This is a genomic window from Streptomyces sp. NPDC002209 (assembly GCF_042890265.1).
GTDB lineage: Bacteria > Actinomycetota > Actinomycetes > Streptomycetales > Streptomycetaceae > Streptomyces.
Window position 1 is genome coordinate 461917 of record NZ_JBIARX010000003.1, and the last position, 21613, is coordinate 483529.

19 protein-coding genes are annotated in these 21613 nt (G+C 74.8%); 10 read left to right on the forward strand and 9 right to left on the reverse strand.

Features of this window, described 5'->3' with window-relative positions; all coding sequences use genetic code 11:
• The first annotated feature begins 160 nt into the window (after positions 1–160).
• The 4 genes from ACFYXK_RS09345 (at position 161) to ACFYXK_RS09360 (ending at position 2869) form a co-directional block, all read left to right on the forward strand.
• A complete protein-coding gene (locus ACFYXK_RS09345; RefSeq protein ID WP_389410532.1) occupies positions 161–1741 on the forward strand; it encodes an FAD-dependent monooxygenase in 1581 nt (526 codons plus the stop codon).
• 33 nt (positions 1742–1774) lie between these two features.
• Positions 1775–1861, forward strand: a complete 87-nt coding sequence (locus ACFYXK_RS09350; protein WP_311318651.1) for a putative leader peptide — start codon at positions 1775–1777, stop codon at positions 1859–1861.
• A gap of 61 nt (positions 1862–1922) precedes the next feature.
• The gene (locus ACFYXK_RS09355; RefSeq protein WP_389410533.1) at positions 1923–2486 is read left to right on the forward strand and encodes a cysteine dioxygenase; all 564 of its coding nucleotides are present in this window, start codon (positions 1923–1925) and stop codon (positions 2484–2486) included.
• Positions 2477–2869 (forward strand): rhodanese-like domain-containing protein, encoded by a 393-nt coding sequence (locus tag ACFYXK_RS09360; RefSeq protein WP_389410560.1) that lies wholly within the window; start codon positions 2477–2479, stop codon positions 2867–2869. The genes ACFYXK_RS09355 and ACFYXK_RS09360 overlap by 10 nt, the downstream gene beginning before the upstream one ends.
• 211 nt (positions 2870–3080) lie before the next feature.
• Here the strand turns inward: ACFYXK_RS09360 and ACFYXK_RS09365 are convergent, their stop codons facing one another.
• From ACFYXK_RS09365 to recA, 3 genes are all read right to left on the reverse strand, one after another.
• Entirely contained in the window at positions 3081–5621 is a 2541-nt protein-coding gene (locus ACFYXK_RS09365; protein WP_389410534.1) for an FtsX-like permease family protein, read from the reverse strand.
• A 96-nt stretch (positions 5622–5717) separates the two neighbouring features.
• Positions 5718–6362, reverse strand: coding sequence for a recombination regulator RecX (gene recX, locus ACFYXK_RS09370; protein ID WP_389410535.1), 645 nt, complete (start codon positions 6360–6362; stop codon positions 5718–5720).
• Between the two features lie 3 nt (positions 6363–6365).
• Complete coding sequence (recA, locus tag ACFYXK_RS09375) at positions 6366–7475, reverse strand: recombinase RecA (protein ID WP_383509656.1); 1110 nt, start codon at positions 7473–7475, stop codon at positions 6366–6368.
• Positions 7476–7770: 295 nt separating this feature from the next.
• On the opposite strand from recA, the gene ACFYXK_RS09380 reads away from it, so the two are divergent.
• Positions 7771–8592 (forward strand): TIGR04222 domain-containing membrane protein, encoded by an 822-nt coding sequence (locus ACFYXK_RS09380; protein WP_389410536.1) that lies wholly within the window; start codon positions 7771–7773, stop codon positions 8590–8592.
• 65 nt (positions 8593–8657) lie between these two features.
• Positions 8658–9416, forward strand: a complete 759-nt coding sequence (locus ACFYXK_RS09385; protein WP_389410537.1) for a Clp protease N-terminal domain-containing protein — start codon at positions 8658–8660, stop codon at positions 9414–9416.
• On the opposite strand, the gene ACFYXK_RS09390 is transcribed toward ACFYXK_RS09385, so the two are convergent.
• Positions 9367–10485, reverse strand: a complete 1119-nt coding sequence (locus tag ACFYXK_RS09390) for an AI-2E family transporter (protein WP_389410561.1) — start codon at positions 10483–10485, stop codon at positions 9367–9369. The genes ACFYXK_RS09385 and ACFYXK_RS09390 overlap by 50 nt on opposite strands.
• Positions 10486–10698: 213 nt before the next feature.
• A complete protein-coding gene (locus tag ACFYXK_RS09395; RefSeq protein ID WP_030650223.1) occupies positions 10699–10893 on the reverse strand; it encodes a DUF3046 domain-containing protein in 195 nt (64 codons plus the stop codon).
• A gap of 82 nt (positions 10894–10975) precedes the next feature.
• On the opposite strand from ACFYXK_RS09395, the gene ACFYXK_RS09400 reads away from it, so the two are divergent.
• Positions 10976–11965, forward strand: a complete 990-nt coding sequence (locus tag ACFYXK_RS09400; RefSeq protein WP_389410538.1) for a hypothetical protein — start codon at positions 10976–10978, stop codon at positions 11963–11965.
• On the opposite strand, the gene ACFYXK_RS09405 is transcribed toward ACFYXK_RS09400, so the two are convergent.
• The 4 genes from ACFYXK_RS09405 to ACFYXK_RS09420 all read right to left on the reverse strand — a co-directional run bounded on the left by ACFYXK_RS09405 (position 11934) and on the right by ACFYXK_RS09420 (position 15130).
• The gene (locus ACFYXK_RS09405) at positions 11934–12242 is read right to left on the reverse strand and encodes an AzlD domain-containing protein (RefSeq protein ID WP_389410539.1); all 309 of its coding nucleotides are present in this window, start codon (positions 12240–12242) and stop codon (positions 11934–11936) included. The genes ACFYXK_RS09400 and ACFYXK_RS09405 overlap by 32 nt on opposite strands.
• Positions 12239–12937 (reverse strand): AzlC family ABC transporter permease, encoded by a 699-nt coding sequence (locus ACFYXK_RS09410; protein WP_389410562.1) that lies wholly within the window; start codon positions 12935–12937, stop codon positions 12239–12241. The genes ACFYXK_RS09405 and ACFYXK_RS09410 overlap by 4 nt, the downstream gene beginning before the upstream one ends.
• Positions 12938–13021: 84 nt before the next feature.
• On the reverse strand, positions 13022–14284 hold the full coding sequence (locus ACFYXK_RS09415) for a DUF2716 domain-containing protein (RefSeq protein ID WP_389410540.1): 1263 nt from the start codon (positions 14282–14284) through the stop codon (positions 13022–13024).
• Between the two features lie 9 nt (positions 14285–14293).
• Entirely contained in the window at positions 14294–15130 is an 837-nt protein-coding gene (locus tag ACFYXK_RS09420) for an AraC family transcriptional regulator (protein ID WP_389410541.1), read from the reverse strand.
• A 97-nt stretch (positions 15131–15227) separates the two neighbouring features.
• Here ACFYXK_RS09420 and ACFYXK_RS09425 point away from each other — a divergent pair, with 97 nt between their 5' ends.
• From ACFYXK_RS09425 to ACFYXK_RS09435, 3 genes are all read left to right on the forward strand, one after another.
• The gene (locus ACFYXK_RS09425; RefSeq protein ID WP_389410542.1) at positions 15228–19817 is read left to right on the forward strand and encodes an ATP-dependent helicase; all 4590 of its coding nucleotides are present in this window, start codon (positions 15228–15230) and stop codon (positions 19815–19817) included.
• 171 nt (positions 19818–19988) lie between these two features.
• Complete coding sequence (locus tag ACFYXK_RS09430) at positions 19989–20678, forward strand: hypothetical protein (RefSeq protein WP_389410543.1); 690 nt, start codon at positions 19989–19991, stop codon at positions 20676–20678.
• Between the two features lie 136 nt (positions 20679–20814).
• A complete protein-coding gene (locus ACFYXK_RS09435; RefSeq protein WP_389410544.1) occupies positions 20815–21612 on the forward strand; it encodes an Fpg/Nei family DNA glycosylase in 798 nt (265 codons plus the stop codon).
• Position 21613: the final 1 nt, after the last annotated feature.

Consider the following 21613-nt stretch of genomic DNA (forward strand, 5'->3'; position numbering starts at 1 on the left):
ACTGATCGTGCGCGAGGTCTTCAGCATTCCGCCGAAAGTGGCTCACATTCGGAATCTTTGCTTCCCTTTATCGCCCCGCCGGTGGGTGTCACTTGACGCAGGCACCTCCAGTGGGTTGCATACGTTCTGTGATCACATACCGGACATCGGGAGCCGCATCATGGACCCGGTGATCGTCGTCGGCTCGGGGCCCGTCGGACTGTCCCTGTCCCTGGCCCTGGCCGGCTCGGGCGTGCCCAGCGTCGTGCTCGACGAGGGACCCGGCAAGGACCTGCCCCGACCTGCCCGTACGGTCGTCCTGCACGAGGACACCTCGGCGATGGTCCACCGGCTGGGCTGTACGACGCTGCGCGACGAGGGCGCGCTCTTCGCCGCCTGGCGCACCATGCGGCGCCGCACCAACGACGCCCGGCGCATCACCTTCGAGGACCGCCAGGCCCCCCTGCACCTGCCGCAGCACGCCCTCACGCGCGGGCTGCGCGACGCCGCGGCCGCACATCCGCTGGTCCAGCTGGTCGCCGACAGCAAGCTGGACTCCCTCGAACAGGACGACCGCGGGGTCACCGCGCACACCCGGGGCGCCGAGACCACGTGGTGGCGCGGGAGTTACCTGGTCGGCTGCGACGGAGCCCGCTCCACCGTGCGCAAGCTGCTCGGCATCCGCTTCCCGGGCCGCACCGCCGTCGAACGGCACGCCGTGGCCGCGCTGCGCACCGACCTCCCCTGGCCCGGCGAGGCCCTGCTGCACCGCGCCCCCGCGCCCGGCGTGCCCGAGGTCAGCGCCCGGCCGCTGCCCGACGGGGTGTGGCGGCTGGACTGGCTGCTCCCGGCCCGCGGGGAACTGGTCACGCCCGACGCCCTCGTCACCCTGATCCGCGACACCCTGGCGGTGTGGTGCGGGGGCGCCACACCCCCGTACGACCTCCTCGACACCGGGGTCCACACGCTGCACCACCGGCTCGCCCGGCGCTGGCGCGACCGCCGCGCCTTCCTGGCCGGGGACGCCGCCCACCTGCTGGGCGCGCTCGGCACGCAGGGGGTCGACGAGGGGCTCCGGGACGCCGAGAACCTCGCCTGGAAGCTGTCCCTGGCCTGGCACCAGGGCGCCTCCGAGGCCCTGCTCGACAGCTACGAGGGCGAGCGCCGCACCGCCGTCGCGGCCCGGCTGCGCGCAGCCGACCAGGCCATGCCCGTACTGCGCGGGGGCGGCGGGCTGCGGACGTACCTGCCCGGCGCCACCCGCTCCGGCGAGCTGCTGCTGACCGACGGCCACTTGGGGCGGGGGCCGCTGGGCGCGGCACCGACGTACGCCCCGCCGGTGGCCGTGCGCGAGGTGCCGACGGACACGGAGCCGGGCGGTCAGGTGGCCAACGTTCCCGTCACCGCGCCCGACGGTTCGACGGTGCCGCTGCGCGACCTGCTGGGGCGGGGGCGCCTGCTGGTGGTGCTGGTCGCCCCGGGCACCGGGGTCTGGGACCGGCGGCACTGGCTGGGCGCCGGGCTGATGCCCCGGCTCGCGGCGGCGGTGAGCGCCCTCCCGGTCCGTACCGAACTGCTGGTCGCGGACGGCTACCCGGGGGCTCCGGCGCACACCGTCCTGCTGGTCAGGCCGGACGGGCACCTGGCGGCGACCTTCGCGGGCGTGCGGCCCGCCGAGCTGTACGAGGCGGCGGACACCGTCCGGCTGGGGGCGCCGGCCCCGCTCGAGTCGTCTTCGACTCATCCGGCCGTGATCGATTGACCGGTCTCCGGTCCGCATGCTTCACTCGCCGACATGACCGGCAACGACGTACGCCTGTGGCGGAGGGTCCATATGGACCTGCTCCGCTACGCGGGCTGCGTGTGTCGCCCTTCCTGCTGATTCGCCCATTCCTCCGCGCTCCGCGCGCACTTTCGCGAACCCCCAGGACGGTCACGCCCCCATGTCTGCGCCCCTTGCACCCAGTGCACCCAATGCGCCCCTCTCACCTCCGCACGCCCCCGCACGCGCCGGTGGCGTGACGGCTGCGGAACTCCTCGACTTCGCCCTGCGTACCGCTGCCGACCCGGCGGTCATCGACTCCCTCCCCCTCGACCCCGAGGGCCGCACCTGGATCCGCCTCGACGGGCCGGGCGGCAGCGAGGCCTGGGTGATCGGCTGGCCGCCGAGCACCGGCACCGGCTGGCACGACCACGCCGAGTCGCGGGGTGCGTTCGCCACCGCCCGGGGCCGGCTCCGGGAGCACTCCCTGGCGGTGCGCCTGCCGTCGGAGGGCTGGCGGAGCCTGGAGCTCGCCGCCGACCTGGACCGCAGCCGCAGCCTGGGCGCGGGGACGGGCCGGGCGTTCGGCGAGCACCACGTCCACGAGGTGCTCAACGAGTCGCGGACGGAGCACGCGGTCTCGGTGCACGCGTACTACCCGCCGCTGCCCCTGATCCGCCGCTACAGCCGCACCGGCCAGGTGCTGACGCTGGAGCAGGTCGAGCGCCCGGCGGACTGGCAGTGAGCGCCCCGATCGGCATCGACGCCCTGCTGGAACGGGTCCGCTCGGCGTACACCCGCATCGACCCGGCGCAGGCGTACGCCGCGTTCCGGGCGGGCGACGCCCTCCTGGTGGACATCCGCTACCAGGCGCTGCGCGAGCGCGACGGCCTGATCCCTGGTGCGCTGGTGGTCGAGCGCAACGAGCTGGAGTGGCGGCTGGACCCCCAGGGCTCGCACCGCGCCGCCGAGGCCACCTCGCACGACCTCCGGGTGGTGGTGATCTGCAACGAGGGCTACGCCTCCTCCTTGGCGGCCGCCTCCCTCCACACCCTGGGCCTCCACCGCGCCACGGACCTGACCGGCGGCTTCCAAGCCTGGAAGGCCGCAGGCCTCCCCGTCACCTGACCCCGACCCCGGCCCCCCTCCGGGACCTTCCCCTTCCACCCCGTCCGGCGCTCGAGGACCGGGTCCGGGCGGAGCCCGGGGAACGGTGGAAGGGCGGGCAGGTGACCAGCGCCGCAGGCCACGCCCACCACCCGGCCCGGGGGCCGCACCACCGAAGCGGTGCGCCCCCGGGCCGACGGCGGCGGGCGGCGTGCCCGAAGGCGGCGGGCCGCTACCGCGAGGTGGCCACCTCCACCGGAGGGACCCGCAGCGCAACCCGGCCCGGCAGGGCGGTGGCCGCGAGGGCCAGCAGCCCCGCCACCCCCAGCACCCCCACGTACACCACCGGCAGCACCGCCGGCGCAGCCGACCCCGTCATGCCCACACTGAACGCGGTCAGTACGGCCAGCGAGATCCCCGACCCCAGCACCGCCCCGATCAGCAGCACCGCCAGCGCCTCCGTCCGCAGCATCCGCAGCACCTGCCGCCGCTTCGCCCCCGCCAGCCTCAGCATCGCGAACTCCCTCAGCCGCTCCGCCGTCGACATCGCCAGCGTGTTGACCACCGCGATCGCGGTGAAGGCCAGCACCAGCCCCATCGCCAGCAGGTTGATCTCGGCGCCGGCCTGCTGCCGCTCCGCCCGCGCCTCGTCCGCGTCGCGCGCCGACAGCACCCCGACCCCCGGGAACTCCCGTACCGCCGCGGCCAGCTGCTGCCGCCCGGTCCCCGGCTCCGCCGCCACCAGCACGCTGCTCGCGAGCGGGTTGTCCACGTGCGCCGCGACCAGGTCGTGCGGCAGTGTCAGGTCCCCGAAGCCCAGCCCCCGCGCGTACACGGCCGAGACGGTCAGGGTGACCGGCGTCCCGTCGCCCAGCGCCAGCTTCAGCGGGCTCCCCGGCTTGAGCCCCAGCTGATCGGCGGCCAGTTCGCTCACCGCCACGTTCTTCTCGCCGAAGCCGTCCAGGCTCCCGCTCGTCACACCGGGGTCCCAGGTCCGGGTCAGCCCGGCCGGGGTCACCCCCTGCGCGCCGTACTTCGTCAGCCCCACTCGTACGGACGTGTGCACGATCTCGGTGGCCGCCGTGACCCCCGGGGTCCGGCGGATGTGCTCCGCGGCGGCGCCGGTGACACCCGGACCCTGGGCGGCCAGCACCCAGCCGGCCCGGACCCCGTCGCGGGCCTGCGTCCGGGCGGCGTTGCCCAGCGTCGGCGTGATGAACAGGACGGTGCAGGTCATGCCGATCAGCAGGGCGAGGGGGGTGACCGCGGAGGCCATCCGGGTGGCGTTGCCCCTCAGGTTCGCGGTGGCCAGGTGACCGCCCGCGCCGGCCAGCCTCAGCGGCCCGGCGAGCAGCGCGGTGGCGCCCCGTACGAGCAGCGGGCCGAGCAGCGAGACCGCCCCGGCGAGGACCACGACCGCCAGGAAGGTCACCGGGGTCGACGCCGGCTCGGTGCGCAGCACACTCAGCACGGCCACCAGCACCACACCGCCGGCGAGCAGCAGCATTCCGGTCGCGATCCGGATCCACCCGGGCCGCCCCCGCTCGACGGCGGCTTCGGCGAGCGCCTCGGCCGGGCGGATCCGGGCGATCCGCCGCCCCGTGATCCGGGCCGCGGCCCAGGCTCCGAGCAGGCTCGCGCCGACGGCGGCGAGCATCGGGAAGATCCCGGCGGTGCGCTCCAGGTTGGCGGGCACGACCCCGCTCGCGATGAACCGGCCGTGCAGCCAGGCGGCGAGCGGGAGTCCGGCGAGCGCCCCGGCGACACCGGCGGCCAGGCCCACGACCAGGGCCTCACGGCCGATCATGCGGCGCAGCTGCTTGGGCGTGGCGGCAATGGCGCGCAGCAGGGCGAGTTCGCGGTGGCGCTGCTGGACGGAGAGGGCGAAGGTGCCGACGACCACGAGGATCGCGACGAGCAGCGAGGTGCCGCCCATGGCCCCGCCCATGGAGACCAGCTTGATGCGTGCGCCGGCTGCGTCGAGGAACTCCACGGGCCCGCGTGCGTCGCCCACGGCGACCTGCGCGCCGGTGCCCCCCAGCGCCTGCTCGATGCGCGCGGCCAGCGCGCCGGGGTCGGTCCCGGCCGCCGGCAGTACCCCGATGGCGGTGACCTGTCCGTCGCGGGCGGCGATCCGCTGCGCCTCGGCGTCGCCGAAGAACAGCGCGTTCTGCCGTGCGAGATCTCCGCGGGCTGCCTGCGCGATCCCGCTGACGGTGTACGTCTTCGGCTCGCCGGTGGCCTGCACGGTGAGCGGGGCGCCGGTCTTCAGCCCCGCGCGGGCGGCCAGTTCACGGTCGACGACGACCTCGCCGCCGCCTTGGGGGGCGCGGCCCTCGGTGAGGGTGAAGGGGGTGAGCGCGGCGGAGGTCCAGGCGTGCCCGTACGAGGGCTTCGCACCGCCGGGGGCCTTGACCAGCGGGACGGCCTGGAAGCTGAGCTCCGGTACGGCCCGCTCGACGCCCGGCACGGACCGGACCGTGTCCACCGTGGAGGCGGGGAGCCACGCCCGCTCGGCGACGGGCTTGGCCTTGTGCTTCGTCTTGGCCTTGCCCTTCTTCTCCTTGACCGTGGTCTGGTGGACGTTCTGGTCGGCGGAGACGACGACCGGCGCGGCCGCGTAGCGCTCGGTGGCGATCTTTCCGCGGAGTCCGGTTTCCAGGAGCGTGCCGCAGGCGGTGATGAGGGCCGCCGCGCACAGGAGTGCGACGAAGGCGCCGAGGAAACCGGCCTTGCGGTCCCTGACGGTCTGGAGGGCGTAACGCAGCATCATGCGGGCAACTCTGCCGCCGTGCCTGCCGGTTGGCAGTGAAGCACCCTGGCGTCTGCACCCGGGGGCTATCCCCACCCCCGGGTCCGGCGGCACGGCTCAGAACCCGGGGTACCCCAGGCCGTCCGCGTCCGTGCCGTCGTCGCCCTCTTCTTCCAGCGCGCGCCGGACCACCCGCAGGGCCATGCCCTCCGGATACCCCTTGCGGGCGAGCATCCCGGCGAGCCGCCGGATCCGCTTGTCCCGCTCCAGGCCCCGGGTCGCGCGGAGCTTGCGCTCCACGAGCTCCCGGGCGGTCTGCTCCTCCTGGTCGGAGTCCAGCTGTTCCAGGGCCTCCTGGACGAGGGTGGCGTGCACGCCCTTGGTGCGCAGCTCCTGGGCGAGCGCCCGGCGGGCGAGGCCCCGGCCCCGGTGCCGGGACTCGACCCAGGCCCCGGCGAAGGCGGCGTCGTCGATCAGGCCGACCTCCTCGAACCGGGAGAGGACCTCCTGCGACACCTCCTCGGGGATGCCCCGCTTGTCGAGGGCGTCCGCGAGCTGGCGCCGGGTGCGCGGCATCCCGGTGAGCAGGCGCAGGCAGATCGCCCGCGCCTGCTCCTCGGGACTCTGGGGCGGCAGTTCCTGGCGGCCTTCGCCACGGCCTTCGCCGCGGCCTTCGCGTCGGCCGTCACGGCCGCGTGCGCGGCTGCCTTCGCGACGGCCCTCCCGGCCGCCGCTCCCGCCGCCCCTTTCCTGCTCCTGCACGGGTCAGCTCTTGGCGACGGCGGCCTTGGCCGTCGTCTTGGCCTTCGTTGCGGGGGCGGGCACGGCCGCTGCCTCGGCAGGCGCGCCTGCGGCCGCCTCGTCGGCGGCGGCGTCCTTGCGCACGCCCACGCCCAGCTTCTCCTTGATCTTCCGCTCGATCTCGTTGGCGAGGTCGGGGTTGTCCTTCAGGAAGTTGCGGGCGTTCTCCTTGCCCTGGCCGAGCTGGTCGCCCTCGTACGTGTACCAGGCGCCGGCCTTGCGCACGAAGCCGTGCTCCACGCCCATGTCGATCAGGCCGCCCTCGCGGCTGATGCCCTGGCCGTAGAGGATGTCGAACTCGGCCTGCTTGAACGGCGGCGCGACCTTGTTCTTGACGACCTTGACGCGGGTGCGGTTGCCGACCGCGTCGGTGCCGTCCTTGAGGGTCTCGATACGGCGGATGTCGAGGCGCACGGAGGCGTAGAACTTCAGCGCACGGCCACCGGTGGTGGTCTCCGGCGAGCCGAACATCACACCGATCTTCTCGCGGAGCTGGTTGATGAAGATCGCGGTGGTCTTGGACTGGTTGAGCGCACCGGTGATCTTCCGGAGCGCCTGGCTCATCAGACGGGCCTGGAGACCCACGTGCGAGTCGCCCATCTCGCCCTCGATCTCGGCACGCGGCACGAGGGCCGCCACGGAGTCGATGACGATCAGGTCGAGGGCACCGGAGCGGACGAGCATGTCCACGATCTCCAGCGCCTGCTCACCGGTGTCCGGCTGCGACAGGATGAGGTTGTCGGTGTCGACGCCGAGGGCCTTCGCGTACTCGGGGTCGAGCGCGTGCTCGGCGTCCACGAAGGCGACGGTGCCGCCGGCCTTCTGTGCGTTGGCCACGGCGTGCAGGGTCAGGGTCGTCTTGCCGGAGGACTCCGGGCCGTACACCTCGATCACGCGGCCGCGGGGCAGCCCGCCGACGCCGAGGGCGATGTCCAGCGCGGTCGACCCGGTGGGGATGACCTCGATGGGGTCGTTCGGCTTGTCGCCGAGGCGCATGACCGCACCCTTGCCGAATTGCCGTTCAATCTGTGCGAGCGCGGCGTCGAGAGCCTTCTCGCGGTCGGTGCCTGCCATGGGTTCCACCCGGTTTGCTTGAGTCGATCGCTTCACGCCATTGACGCTAACGCCTGCCACTGACAATGCGCTCCCACGTCCGGTTCGGCTGTGGATAACTCATCAGAATGGATGTTCGATTTTCCTGTCAAGCGAGCCACGCTCCACCCGGCGCGGGCCGCCCGGCGGGGCCGTCCCGCCCGCGGGCCGACGGGTCCGGTCCGACGCATTGCCCCGGCCCCCGGGCGGGCCCACACTCGGGCGGAACGGAGCTGAGCAGGGCAGGGCAGGGCAGGACGCGGAGTCGGGGGCGACGGTGTGGGTCTACATCTTCCTGGGTTCGGCCGTGCCGCTGCTCGGCGCGACCCTGGCCCGCATCCCGCTGCAGCGCGGGCTCGATCCCGGGGGCCGGGCGGACACCGGGGCGCTCGGCCTCTACGAGGCCGCGTACCTGGAGGGCGGCCGGCGGCGCGTCGCCGAGGTGGCGCTCACCGCGCTGCACCTGGCCGGGATGCTGCCGGTCGGCGCCGACGGCCGGGTCGGGGCCGGCGTACGGGGGCAGCCCCCACCGGCCGACCCCGTCCAGGCGGACGCCCTGCGCCGCGCGGCGGGGTCTCCGGCTCCGCGCGCGTACGGGCTCGGGAAGCTCGTCGCCGCCTCCCCCGCCACCGCCGCGGTCGGGAGGGGCCTGGCCGCACGGGGCCTGGCCGTCGACCCCGGGCGCCGCGAGCGGGCCGCGCGCGCCCAGGTCGCGCAGCAGGTGCTGCTGGCCCTCGCGGTGCCGGCGACGGTCGCGGCCTGCGCCGTCGACTCCGCCACCGGGCAGGGCGACGGCCTGGGGCCGTTCCTCGCGTTCGCCGCGCTCGGCGCGGTGACGGGGCTCATCACCCTGTTCGCCGGGCCGGTGCCCGACCACGCCACCGCGGCGGGCCGGCGCCGCAGCCGCGAGGTCTCCTCGGACGGGACATGGCCGCCGCGGATCCCCTGGCCGCTGCCCGGCGCCCCGGTCCCCGCGGAGGCCCGGTCGACGCTCGTCGCGGTCGTCCGGCACGGCATCTCCCGGGCCCCCGCCGCCCTGGCCCGGCCCGCGCCCGCACCCCCGCCCTCCTCCACACCGCCCCACGAGGCCCCGGGTTGACCCGACCCCCGCAACTGACAACCCAGGGTTGACAGTCCTTCGACTGTCAACCTACGGTTGCACTCATGACGAACCCTTCAGTGGAACCCGTTCGCATGACCAATCCGGTACGCCTCGACGACCTGATCGAGGCCATCAAGAAGGTCCACACCGACACCCTGGAGCAGCTCAGCGGCGCCGTCGTCGTCGCCGAGTCCCTCGGTGACGTCGCGGACCACCTCATCGGCCACTTCGTGGACCAGGCCCGCCGCTCCGGCGCCTCCTGGACGGACATCGGCCGCAGCATGGGCGTCACCCGCCAGGCCGCCCAGAAGCGCTTCGTCCCCAAGGCCGACAAGGAGGGCGACGCCGGCATGGACCCCAACCAGGGCTTCGGCCGCTTCACCCCCCGCGCCCGCAACGTCGTCGTCACCGCGCAGAACGAGGCCCGCGCCGCCGGCAACACCGAGATCCGCACCGAGCACCTCGTCCTCGGCCTGGTCGCCGAGTCGGAGGGCCTCGCCGGGCTCGCCCTGCACGCCCAGCAGGTCTCGGCGGACGACGTGCGCGCCGCCGCGACCGCCGCCCTGCCCCCGGCCGCCGAGGAGGTCCCCGAGCTCGTCCCCTTCGACGCCTCCGCCAAGAAGGCCCTGGAGCTCACCTTCCGCGAGGCCCTGCGCCTCGGCCACAACTACGTCGGCACCGAGCACATCCTGCTCGCGCTCCTCGAACTCGAGAACGGCGAGGGCGTCTTCAGCGGCCTCGGCGTGGACAAGGCCGCCGTCGAGGCGACCGTCACCGAGGCCCTGGCAGCCTTCCTCGCCAAGGCCGAGGAGAAGGAGTAGCCGGATCCCCGGCCGCCCCGGCGGACCCGGCCGCCGCCCCTTCCGTCACCTCGTACCGCTTCACGTACGCGCCGAGGAAGGCCTGCAGCGTGGCGACGGCCGGGATCGCGATCAGCGCCCCGACCGCGCCCAGCAGGGCGGTGCCCGCGATGACGGACCCGAAGGCCACCGCCGGGTGGATGTCGACCGTCCTCGCCGTCAGCTTCGGCTGCAGCACGTAGTTCTCGAACTGCTGGTAGACCACCACGAATCCGAGGACGTACAGCGCGTACCAGGGCGAGTCCGGGAAGGCGATCAGCATCGGCAGCGCGCCCGCCAGGTAGGTGCCGATGGTGGGGATGAACTGGGAGACCAGCCCCACCCACACCGCGAGCGCGGGCGCGTACGGCACGTCGAGGACCACGAAGACGATGTAGTGCGCGATGCCGGAGACCAGGGCCATCAGTCCGCGCGAGTAGAGGTAGCCGCCCGTCTTGGCGACGGCGATCTCCCAGGCGCGCAGCACCTCCGACTGCTTCGCAGGGGGCAGTACGGAGCACAGTGCGCGCCGCAGCCGCGGCCCGTCGGCGGCGAAGTAGAACGAGAAGAGCCCGATCGTCAGCAGTCTGAAGAGCCCGCCGAGCACGGTGGCGGACACGTCGAGCACGCCGGTCGCGCTGTTCTGCACGTACTTCTGGAGCCAGTCCGAGTGCAGCAGGCTGTCCTGGATCGCGAGCCGGGACAGCTTGGTGTGGAAGGTGGTGTTGATCGTGCCGATCACCGAGTCGAGATAGCCCGGGAAGCCCTGCACCATCGCCACGATCTGGCCGGCGAGCATCGAGCCGAGCAGGACGACGAAGCCGGCGGCCGCGACGAACACCCCGAGGAACACCAGGAAGGTGGCGAGCCCGCGGCGCATGCCGCGGGCCGACATCCGGGCCACGGCGGGTTCGATCGCGAGCGCGAGGAAGAACGCGATCAGGATGTTGACGAGCAGCCCGGTCAGCTGGTGGAAGGCCCAGCTGCCGAGCTGGAAGCAGGCGATGAGGGCCAGGACGAGGACGACGGCGCGCGGCAGCCAGCGCGGCATCCGGGCCCCGGGCGCCGCCTGGACGGTGGTGCCGCCGGGAGGCCCTGCGGGACCGGCGGGGCCCGGCCCGGTCCGGCGGGTCGCCGCCCCGGCCGGGGCGTCCGGGGCGGTGGTGTCGGCGGTGCCGGTCGTCGTCACGGTCGTCTCATCGGTGGCTGCCACGCGCCCCAGTCTGTCCCACCCGCCGCGCGGACGGGGAAACGGCCGCCCGCGTCAGCGCAGCGAGGCCGGCACGTCCATCGCCGAACACACCGCGCGCCACACGTCCTTGGCCTCCCAGCCCGCCTCGAGCGCCTGGTGGACGGTGCGTCCGCCGAGTTCCGTCATGACGTGGTCCCGCGCGAAGGAGTCCGCGTAGCCCGCACCGAAGTGCTCGGCCATCCGCTCCCAGAAAATCGTCAACCGCATGCCCCCAGTATCCCGCCCCGGGAGAGTGCACCGGCGCTGTTCGCCCCCCGTCCCCGCTCCGCCGCACCCTACGGTTTCACGCATGCCTGGAGACGAAGCTTCCTCGCTGGCCCCACCCACCCCACCGACCCCGCTGGCCCGCGCCGAGCAGTTCATCTGGCTCACGGCCAGGGTGCTGGAGCAGCGGCGGTTCGCGTTCCACTTCCTCGGCGGGGATCCCGACGCGGTGGACACCGCCCTCGGCTCGTACCTCAACGCCGACGGCGGCTACGGCCACGCCCTCGATCCCGATCTGCGCGGTCCGCTCAGCCAGCCGCTGCACACCGCGCACGCCCTGCGGATCCTTGACGGCCTGGGCCGCTGCGCCGGGCAGCGGATCGAGCGGCTCTGCCGTCACCTCACCCGGGTCTCGACCGCGGACGGCGCCCTTCCGGTGCTCCTCCCGGCCCCGCGCGGCTATCCCGGGGCCCCGTACCACCGGCTGTACGACGATCCGCCGGGCGAGCTGCTGACCACGGGCCCGGTCGTCGGCGTACTGCACCGCAACCGGATCTGGCACGCGTGGCTGTTCCGGGCCACGGACTTCTGCTGGGACCGGGTCGAGACGCTGCGCCGCGCGGACCCGTACGAGATCCAGAGCGCGGTGGCCTTCCTCGACGGCGCCCCCGACCGGCCGCGGGCGGTGGCGGCCGCGGACCGGCTGGGGCGGCTCGTACGCGAGCAGCGGCTCGTCGTGCTCGATCCGCGCCGCCGCCGGGAGTACCCGCCGTACCCCGGCCACGCGCCGGGCGAGCAGCTGTTCCCGCACGATGTCGCCCGGCGCCCCGAGTCGCTGGCGCGCGGCTGGTTCACCGACGAGGAGCTGCGGCGTTCGCTGGACTTCCTGGCCGCCGCGCAGCAGCCGGACGGCGGCTGGCCGGTGCGCCGCCTCGCCTGGGCGCCGGGCAGCTCGCTGGAGCGCCGCCCGATCGCCACCCTGGAGGCCCTGCTGACCCTGCGCGCGTACGGGCGCCCCCTGGCCGGCGATCCACCCGAAGCGGCTACCCGCCCAGAGCCCGGACGCCCGCGGTGACGACCACGGCGGCGCCGACCACGAGCAGGAACGGGGCCCGCAGCAGCAGCGCGAGCCCGGCGGCGGCCAGCCCGGCGGCGCGGGCGTCGAGCACGAGCTCCTGCCCGGCGCCGAAGGTCTGCTGTGCGGTGAGCGCGGCGAGCAGCGCGACCGGCAGCAGCGCGGCGAGCCTGCGCACGAGCGGCCGCTCCAGTGCACCGGCGGGTACGAGCAGCCCGGCGAGCTTGACGGCGTAGCAGCCGACGACGGTGAGCCCGATGGCGAGCCAGACGTTCACGAGCGGCGTCCCTTCAGCCAGAGGATCACGGGGGCGGCGAGAGCGGCGACGAGCACCGGCAACCCGACGGGCAGCACGGGGAGCAGGCCCAGCCCGAGGACGACGGCGAGCGCGGCGACGGCCCGCTCGGTGGCGGTCTTCAGCATCGGCGCGAGCAGCGCCAGGAAGACGGCCGGCCCGGCGGCGTCCAGCCCCCACGCGGCGGTGTCGCCGAGGGCTTCGGCGCCGAGTGCGCCGAGCAGGGTGGTGAGGTTCCACAGGACGTACAGGCTCAGCCCGGTCACGGTGAACCCGAGCCGCGCCGACCTCCGGTCGGGCTGCGCCAGAGCCACGGCGGTGGTCTCGTCGATCACCCAGTGGGCGGCGAGGGGCCGTACGGCCCGGGGCAGGTTGAGCAGCTGCGAGAGCCGCAGCCCGTAGAAGGCGTTGCGCGTGCCGAGGAAGAAGGCACCGGCGGCCGCGGTGAACGGGTTCCCGCCCGCGGCCAGCGCCCCGACCAGGGCGAACTGCGAGGCTCCGGTGAACACGAACAGGCTCAGCACACAGGCCTGGAGCACGCTGATCCCGGCCCCGGCGGCGGTCACCCCGAACGCGAACCCGGACAGCCCGACGGCCACCCCGACCCCGAGCGCGTCGCGTACGACGGCGCCGCGCGGCCGCCCGGCGGCCCCCTCGGGGGTCTTCTGCATCACCATCCGCTGTTCTCGCACCCGCCGAACGTACGCAGGGCGGGCAGGCCGGGTCTTGTACGTTCTTGCACGCGGGAGCCGTGGAGCGCCTCAGCCCCGGCGCCGCACCGGCTCCCCGAGCAGCGCGGTCAGCTCCGCCTCCACCCCGGCGAGCAGCCCGGCGCCGAAGACGGTCAGCGTGTGCTCCCAGGGGTGGCCGAAGGTGCCGAAGCGCAGCCCGGGGTCCACGTAGAGGTAGAAATCGCCGTCGGGATACGCCTGGCCCGGGCACTGCGGCTCGCCGGGGCCGCCGACCCTGTGGGGGTCGAAGGCGTAGCAGGGGTGCTGCCAGTCCAGCCAGCGCACCTGCTCCCCGGGCGCGGTGACGGCCCTCAGCCCGCGCAGGACGATCCGGTCCAGCGCGTCGACCAGCGCCTCCTGCGGGTCGCCGAGCGGCCAGGTGGCGGACGGGCCCGGGGCGGCGAAGCCGGGGATGTCCACGACCTTGGTCCGGAAGCCGAATTCGCCCCGCAGCCGGTCCCACAGCGCGTCGTCCTCCGCCGCTGCGAGTTCCCGGACGGGGCGGGTCCGGGCCGGGGCTTCGAGCGGGTCCAGCCGGAAGGTGCGTACGGTCGTGAGCTCGACGAAGCCCGCCGCGAGGAGTGCGGTGCGCAGCTCCCCGACCGCCTCGGCGACGCAGTACGCCACCGGGCCCGGCCGGTGGTGGTGCGCATCGCCGGGCGGCGCCCAGTGCCGTACGAAGGCGGCGGCCGTCGCGGGGTCGGTCAGGCCGCCGACCAGCATGAAGTCGGTGCCGCGGGCGACCTCCAGCCAGCCCGCGGCCACCACCTTGCCCTGCTCGATCAGCACGGAGACGTCCCCGGGGTCGCAGCGCCACCCGCGGTCGGCCTCGAACTCGGCGAGCGGCTTGGCGTGCGGCCCGCTCGCGGCGGCCAGGGCCTGCCACGGGGAATCCCCCTGCGGAGCGCCGTGGACCGAACGGACCCCGCTCTCCCGGCCCGGCGCGAGGTGCGCAAGGTCCGCGACGAGCAGGGAGCGCGGGGCGTCCGCCGTGAACCCGGCCGCGGCCAGCTCCTGTGCCAGATCCGGCGGGTCCAGGCCGTACACCTTCCACCGCAGGGGTTCGCCGCGCGCCGCGAAGGCCTCCTGCTGCCGCCGCACCAGCCCGGCCAGCTCGGCGTGCGGGACGTCCGTCAGCGGCCGGTGCCCGACCGTCCCGTGCGTGCCGTAGTGGGTCCGTACGAAGGGCCCGTCCTGCTCCACCACCGCGCCCGTCGGCGGCCACTCGGGCACCCGCCCGCGCACCTGCGCCGCGTACGCCCCCCACACCCCGGCCTGCTCCGCCCCGTCCACGGCGGGAGCCTAACCGCCCGCCCGCCCCCGCCGGTACGCGCCGGGCGGGACGCCGACGATCCGGGTGAAGTGCCGGTTCAGGTGCGGCTGGTCGGTGAAGCCGACGGCGACGGCGGCCTCCGCCGGCGGGGTCCCCGCGTCCAGCAGCCGGCGGGCCTCGCGGACCCGGGCGTCGGTCAGCCAGGTGTGCGGCGGCATCCCGTACCGCTCCCGGAAGGCCCGCAGCAGGGCGAACGGGCTGGTCCCCAGTTCCGCGGCCAGCCGTTCCAGCGACGGTGGATCCGCCATCCGCTCCTGGAGCACCGCCCGGGCCGCCGCGGCATCCGCGGCTGCGGCGCTGCGGACCGTACGGACGGGCAGCGGCCCCGCGTGCCGGGTCAGCATCCGCGCCACCGCTCGGCGCAGCAGCGTGTCGGCGGCCAGCGCGTTGCCCTCCTCGGCGGCCCGGTGCACCTCGGTGATCACGTGCGAGGTCTGCGGGTCGGTGACCGAGTCGGCGGTGAAGCCGGGGGTCCCGCGCAGGCTGCCGATCTCCGCGGCCACCTCGGCGATCAGCTCCCGGGAGGGGTACAGGGTGGCGTAGGCCCAGCCCTCCGGGACCCCGGCCCGCGCGGTGTGCGGCACCTCCGGGTTGATCAGGACCACGCTCCCGGGCCCGGCCCGCACGATGCCGCCGGGCAGGCCGACCTCCTCGATGCCGCCGGTGACCGCCGCGATGACGTACCCGTCGTGGGCGTGGCGCGGAAAGGTGTGGCGCACGTAGTGGGCGCGCAGCAGGTCCAGGCCGGGCAGTTCCGGGTACTGCCAGTGCCGGGCCCACTCCCGCTCGACCGCCTCGTCCGCCATGGCCCCATTCTGCGCCCCGCCCGCTTGCGCGCGCCGCCCGGTCCGGATGTTTCCCCAGGTCCGGGCCGTTGTCAGTGCCCGGGTGCAGGATGGGGGCATGTCCGGCTCTGCGCTCGATTCGTTCTCCCCCGCGACCCGCTCCTGGTTCACGGGGGCCTTCGCCTCGCCCACCTCGGCGCAGGAGGGAGCCTGGCGGGCCATCCGGGAGGGCTCCGACGTGCTCGTCGTGGCGCCGACCGGCTCCGGGAAGACCCTGGCCGCCTTCCTCTCCGCCCTCGACCAGCTCGCGTCCACCCCGCCGCCCGCCGAGCCGAAGAAGCGCTGCCGGGTGCTGTACGTGTCCCCGCTGAAGGCCCTCGCGGTCGACGTCGAGCGGAACCTGCGCAGCCCGCTGACCGGGATCCGCCAGGAGTCGGTCCGCCTGGGCCTGCCCGAGCCGGAGATCCGCGTCGGGATCCGCTCGGGAGACACCCCGCCGGCCGAGCGGCGGTCGCTGGCGACCCGGCCGCCGGACATCCTGATCACCACGCCCGAGTCGCTGTTCCTGATGCTGACGTCGGCGACGCGCGACGCACTGGCCGGGATCGAGACGGTGATCCTGGACGAGGTGCACGCGGTCGCGGGGACCAAGCGCGGCGCGCACCTGGCCCTGTCCCTGGAGCGGCTGGACGAGCTGCTGCCGCGCCCGGCGCGCCGGATCGGGCTGTCGGCGACGGTCCGGCCGGTGGACGAGGTGGCCCGGTACCTCGCGCCGCGCGGCAAGGTCGAGATCGTCCAGCCGCCCTCCGCCAAGGAGTTCGACCTGTCGGTGGTCGTCCCGGTGCAGGACATGGGCGAGTTGGGAGGATCGCCGGCCTCCGAGGGCAAGGACGGCGGGGACAAGCCCTCGATCTGGCCGCATGTGGAGGAGCGGATCGCGGACCTGGTCCAGGCGCACCGCTCCACGATCGTGTTCGCCAACTCGCGCCGCCTCGCCGAGCGGCTGTGCAACCGGCTGAACGAGATCGCGTACGAGCGCGCCATGGGCGAGAAGCTGCCCGAGGGCTCGCCGCCGGCCGAGATCATGGCTCAGTCGGGGGCCGCCCGGGGCGCCCCGGCGCTGCTGGCGCGGGCGCACCACGGCTCGGTCTCCAAGGAGCAGCGGGCGCTGGTGGAGGAGGATCTGAAGGCGGGCCGGCTGCCCGCCGTGGTCGCCACCTCCAGTCTGGAACTGGGCATCGACATGGGCGCCGTGGACCTGGTGGTGCAGGTGGAGTCCCCGCCCTCGGTGGCCTCCGGGCTCCAGCGCGTGGGCCGGGCCGGGCACCAGGTGGGCGCGGTCTCGACGGGGGTGGTGTTCCCCAAGTACCGCGGGGACCTGGTCCAGGCGGCCGTGGTCACCGAGCGGATGCGCACCGGGTCCATCGAGTCGCTGCGCATCCCGTCGAACCCGCTGGACGTGCTCGCGCAGCAGCTGGTCGCGATGACCGCGATGGACACGTGGCAGCTGGACGAGCTGCTGGCGCTGGTGCGGCGGGCGGCGCCGTTCGCGGCGCTGCCTGAGTCGGCGTTCACCGCCGTCCTGGACATGCTGGCGGGCCGCTATCCGTCCGATGCGTTCGCGGAGCTCAGGCCGCGGGTCGTCTGGGACCGGGTGGCGGGGACGATCACCGGCCGGCCGGGGGCGCAGCGGCTCGCGGTCACCTCCGGCGGCACGATCCCCGACCGCGGCCTGTTCGGCGTGTTCCTCGCCGGCGCGGACCCGAAGAAGGGCGGCGGCCGGGTCGGCGAGCTCGACGAGGAGATGGTCTACGAGTCCCGCGTGGGGGACGTGTTCACGCTGGGCACCACCTCGTGGCGGATCGAGGACATCACCCGCGACCGGGTCCTGGTCTCCCCCGCCCCCGGGGTCCCGGGCCGGCTGCCGTTCTGGAAGGGCGACCAGCTGGGCCGCCCCCTCGAACTGGGGCGCGCGGTGGGCGCGTTCCTGCGCGAGCTCGGCGGCCTGGCCGAGGAGGACGCCCGGCTGCGCCTGGTGGCCGCCGGCCTCGACGCGTGGGCCGCGGAGAACGTCCTCGCGTACCTCGCGGAGCAGCGCGAGGCCTGCGGCCACGTCCCGGACGACCGGACCATCGTGGTCGAGCGGTTCCGCGACGAGCTCGGTGACTGGCGGGTCGTGGTCCACTCCCCGTTCGGCGCCCAGGTGCACGCCCCGTGGGCGCTCGCCCTCGGCGCCCGCCTCGCCGAGAAGTACGGCATGGACGCACAGGTCATGCATGCCGACGACGGGATCGTGCTCCGGCTGCCCGACGCGGACCTGCTCTCCATGGACCTGCTCGACCACGACCCATCGGCCCCGCACGCCTTCGAGTTCGACGACGAACAGGCCCCGCTGGGCGCCGCGGACGTCGCCTTCGACCACGGCGAGATCAACCAGATCGTCACCGACCAGGTGGGCGGCTCCGCCCTGTTCGCCTCCCGGTTCCGCGAGTGCGCGGCGCGCGCCCTGCTGCTGCCGCGGCGCAGTCCGGGCAAGCGGACCCCGCTGTGGCAGCAGCGCCAGCGTGCCTCCCAACTGCTCCAGGTGGCCTCGGAGTTCGGATCCTTCCCGATCGTGCTGGAAGCCGTACGGGAATGCCTCCAGGACGTGTTCGACGTACCGGGCCTGACGGAGCTGATGGGGGACATCGAGGCGCGCCGGGTCCGCCTGGTCGAGGTCACCACCGCCGAACCGTCCCCGTTCGCCCGGTCGCTGCTCTTCGGGTACGTCGCCCAGTTCCTGTACGAGGGTGACTCGCCGCTCGCCGAGCGCAGGGCGGCCGCCCTCTCGCTGGACTCCCGCCTGCTCGCCGAGCTGCTCGGCCAGGCCGAGCTGCGCGAACTGCTCGACGCGGAGGTACTGGAGGAGCTGGAGCGGGAGCTCCAGTGGCTGACCGGGGACCGGCGGGCCAAGGACGCCGAGTCCGTCGCCGACCTGCTGCGCCTGCTCGGCCCGCTGACCACGGCCGAACTGGCCGAACGCGGCGCCGACCCGGCCTGGCCGAAGGCCCTGGCCCGGGCCCGCCGGGCCGTCTCGGTCCGGATCGGCGGCGCGGACCACTGGGCGGCGATCGAGGACGCGGGCCGGCTGCGCGACGCGCTGGGCACGGCGCTCCCGGTCGGGGTCCCGGAGGTGTTCACCGAGCCGGTCAAGGACCCGCTCGGCGACCTCCTGGCCCGGTACGCCCGCACCCACGGGCCGTTCACCACGACCGCCGTGGCCGCCCGCTTCGGCCTCGGCGCGGCGGTGACCGAGGGCGCCCTGCACCGGCTCGCGGCGGCGGGCCGGGTGGTGCAGGGCGAGTTCCACCCGGCCGGCATCGGCCAGGAGTGGTGCGACGCGACCGTGCTGCGCCGGCTGCGCCGCCGCTCCCTGGCCGCGCTGCGCCAGGAGCTGGAGCCGGTGCCGCCGGCCTCCCTGGCCACGTTCCTGCCGCAGTGGCAGCACCTGGGCGGTGCCCTGCGCGGCATCGACGGCCTGGCCCGGGCCGTGGAACAGCTCCAGGGCGCCCCGGTGCCCGCATCGGCGCTGGAGCGGCTGATCCTGCCCTCTCGGGTCTCGGGGTACTCCCCGACCCTGCTGGACGAGCTCACCACCACCGGGGAGGTGGTGTGGGCGGGCGCCGGGGCCCTTCCGGGCAAGGACGGCTGGGTCTCGCTCTACCTGGCGGACGCGGCCCCGCTGCTGCTGCCCCCGCCGCACCCGCTGGAGCTGACGCCCCTTCACCAGGCGGTCCTGGACACCCTGTCCGGCGGGTACGGCCTGTTCTTCCGCCAGCTCGCGGAATCGGTGCGCGCCAAGTGGTCCGAGGCCACCGACCTCGAACTGTCCGAGGCCGTCTGGGACCTGGCCTGGTCGGGCCGGCTGACGAACGACACGCTGTCCCCGCTGCGCTCCCTGCTCGGCTCGGGCCGTACGGCGGGCGCCACCGCCCACCGCGCCCGGCGCACGATCCCGCGCGGCCGGTACGGGACGCTCAGCGCGCAGGTGTCCCGCCCGGGCCCGCCCACGGTCTCCGGCCGCTGGTCGCTGCTGCCCTCCCAGGCCCCCGACCCCACCCACCGCGCGCACGCACTGGCCCGGACCCTGCTGGACCGGCACGGCGTGGTCACGCGGGGCGCGGTGGCCGCCGAGGGCGTGGAGGGCGGCTTCAGTGCGGTGTACCGCGTCCTGTCGGCCTTCGAGGACAGCGGCCAGGCCCGCCGGGGCTATGTGGTGGAGGGCCTGGGCGCGGCCCAGTTCGCGATGGACGGCGCGGTGGACCGGCTGCGGTCGGCCGAGCGGAACCCGCCCCCGCTGGCGGCGGTGGTCCTGGCCGCCGCGGATCCGGCGAACGCGTACGGGGCGGCCCTGCCCTGGCCGGAGCCCCCCGCCGGTGCCACCCACAAGCCGGGCCGCAAGGCGGGCTCGCTGGTGGTCCTGGTCGACGGCGAGCTCATCCTCTACCTCGAGCGGGGCGGCAAGACGCTCCTGGCCTGGCCCCCGGCGGACGACCCCCGCCTCGCGGCGGCCACCGCGGCCCTGGCGGCCGGGTCCCGGATCGGCACCCTGCCGGCGCTCACGGTGGAACGCATCAACGCCGCCCCGGCGTTGACCTCCCCGCTGGGCCGGGTCCTCGAGACCGCCGGCTTCCATGCCACCCCGCGCGGCCTGCGGCTTCGTTCCTGAATCCGGCAGTCCGGTCCCGAGCGTTGCACTTACGTACCGCTTATGTACGGAGCATGTCACGAAGCCGCTCTCGGCTGGCATCCCCCGACCTTTCTGGACTATCAAGATCCCCGCAGGCATCGAACGTGACGATGCCACGTCACACAATGAACACTCATGGGGGACCAGAAAATGAGCACCAACGGTATGCGGCGAGCGGCAACGGGCGTCATCGGTCTGGCAGTTGCCGGCACCCTCACCCTCACCGGCTGCAAGAACGGCAACGAGGAGGCGGCGGCGCCGTCCACCGCGCCGAGCTCGCCCGCCGCCGCGCCGAGCTCCGCGGACGGTTACGGCTCCGCGGCGCCCAGCGCCGCCGCCAGCGCCGGCTCGACCGGCGGCGGCAGCGCCCCGGCCGGCGGCACCGCGAAGGCCGGCCAGACGTTCAAGTTCGGCGAGGCCGCGCAGTTCCCGTTCAAGAGCGGAAGCACCACGGGTGAGATCGCCCTCACCGTGACCGCGGTCGAGCAGGGTCAGGCCTCCGACCTGGACGCCCTCAAGCTCGGCGACAAGGTCAAGGGCATGGTGCCCTACTTCGTCCGCTACACCGTCAAGAACGTCGGCTCCACGGACCTGTCCTTCACCTCGGTGGGCCACATCAAGGGCACGCTCAGCGACGGCAGCGAGGCGCAGGAGGTGTCGGTCATCGGCAACTACGAGAAGTGCCCGCACGAGTCGCTGCCGAAGGGCTTCACCAACGGCAAGACGCAGACCGGCTGCGCGATCGCGCTGGCCCCGTCCGCGCAGACGAAGGTCGCCGGCGCCATGTACTGGGGCGACCCGTTCGGCCTGGCCCAGGGCAAGGCCCTGTACTGGAAGTAGTGGCGCACCGGAAGCAGTGGCGGTTCCCTCCGCGCCTTCCCTCCCGACCGGGCCCCTGCCGCGCCACAGCGCGGCGGGGGCTCCGGCCGTCCCGCCCCCTGCGCACCGCCGGCCCCCGCGGGGCGACAATGGCGCCATGCCCGAAGGAGACAGCGTCTGGCGCGTGGCGGCCCGGCTGCACACGGCCCTGGCCGGCCGTGAGCTGACCCGCTGCGACCTGCGCGTCCCCCGCTTCGCGACCTCCGACCTCACCGGCCGCACCACCCTGGACGTCACCCCGCGCGGCAAACACCTCCTCGCCCGCTTCGAAGGCGGCCTCACCCTCCACACCCACCTGGGCATGGACGGCGCCTGGCGCGTCTTCGCCGCGCACGAGAAGTGGCACGGCGGCCCCGCCCACGAGATCCGCGCCGTCCTCGCCACCGCCGGACACACGGCCGTCGGCTACCGCCTTCCCGTCGTCGAACTGCTCCGCACCGCCGACGAGGGCCGCGCCGTCGGCCACCTCGGCCCCGATCTCCTCGGCCCGGACTGGGACGCCGACGAGGCCGCCGCCCGCCTCCTCGCCGCCCCCGGGCGCCCCCTCGGCGAGGCCCTGCTCGACCAGCGCAACCTGGCCGGCATCGGCAACATCTACAAGAGCGAGCTCTGCTTCCTGGCCCAGGTCACCCCCTGGACCCCCGTCGGCGACCTCCCCGACCCCCCGACCACCGCCGTCCGTCTCGCCGGCGCCGCCCACCGTCTGCTGCGCGCCAACACCGGCGACCGGGGGATCCGCAACACCACCGGCAGCCGCCGCCCCGGCCAGGAGCTCTTCGTCTACGGCCGCACCCACCGCCCCTGCCTGCGCTGCGGCACCCCCGTCCGCGAGGCCCCGCAGAACGACCGCCCGACCTACTGGTGCCCGCGCTGCCAACCCGGCCCGACAGCCTAGT

What these genes read in the sequence shown, in the direction of transcription:
- ACFYXK_RS09345 (WP_389410532.1), top strand. Translation starts at nt 161, where the DNA reads ATGGACCCGGTGATCGTCGTCGGCTCGGGGCCCGTCGGACTGTCCCTG.
- ACFYXK_RS09350 (WP_311318651.1), top strand. Translation starts at nt 1,775, where the DNA reads ATGACCGGCAACGACGTACGCCTGTGGCGGAGGGTCCATATGGACCTG.
- ACFYXK_RS09355 (WP_389410533.1), top strand. Translation starts at nt 1,923, where the DNA reads ATGTCTGCGCCCCTTGCACCCAGTGCACCCAATGCGCCCCTCTCACCT.
- ACFYXK_RS09365 (WP_389410534.1), bottom strand. Translation starts at nt 5,621, where the DNA reads ATGATGCTGCGTTACGCCCTCCAGACCGTCAGGGACCGCAAGGCCGGT.
- recA (WP_383509656.1), bottom strand. Translation starts at nt 7,475, where the DNA reads ATGGCAGGCACCGACCGCGAGAAGGCTCTCGACGCCGCGCTCGCACAG.
- ACFYXK_RS09385 (WP_389410537.1), top strand. Translation starts at nt 8,658, where the DNA reads ATGACGAACCCTTCAGTGGAACCCGTTCGCATGACCAATCCGGTACGC.
- ACFYXK_RS09390 (WP_389410561.1), bottom strand. Translation starts at nt 10,485, where the DNA reads ATGCCGCGCTGGCTGCCGCGCGCCGTCGTCCTCGTCCTGGCCCTCATC.
- ACFYXK_RS09395 (WP_030650223.1), bottom strand. Translation starts at nt 10,893, where the DNA reads ATGCGGTTGACGATTTTCTGGGAGCGGATGGCCGAGCACTTCGGTGCG.
- ACFYXK_RS09400 (WP_389410538.1), top strand. Translation starts at nt 10,976, where the DNA reads ATGCCTGGAGACGAAGCTTCCTCGCTGGCCCCACCCACCCCACCGACC.
- ACFYXK_RS09410 (WP_389410562.1), bottom strand. Translation starts at nt 12,937, where the DNA reads ATGGTGATGCAGAAGACCCCCGAGGGGGCCGCCGGGCGGCCGCGCGGC.
- ACFYXK_RS09420 (WP_389410541.1), bottom strand. Translation starts at nt 15,130, where the DNA reads ATGGCGGACGAGGCGGTCGAGCGGGAGTGGGCCCGGCACTGGCAGTAC.
- ACFYXK_RS09425 (WP_389410542.1), top strand. Translation starts at nt 15,228, where the DNA reads ATGTCCGGCTCTGCGCTCGATTCGTTCTCCCCCGCGACCCGCTCCTGG.
- ACFYXK_RS09430 (WP_389410543.1), top strand. Translation starts at nt 19,989, where the DNA reads ATGAGCACCAACGGTATGCGGCGAGCGGCAACGGGCGTCATCGGTCTG.
- ACFYXK_RS09435 (WP_389410544.1), top strand. Translation starts at nt 20,815, where the DNA reads ATGCCCGAAGGAGACAGCGTCTGGCGCGTGGCGGCCCGGCTGCACACG.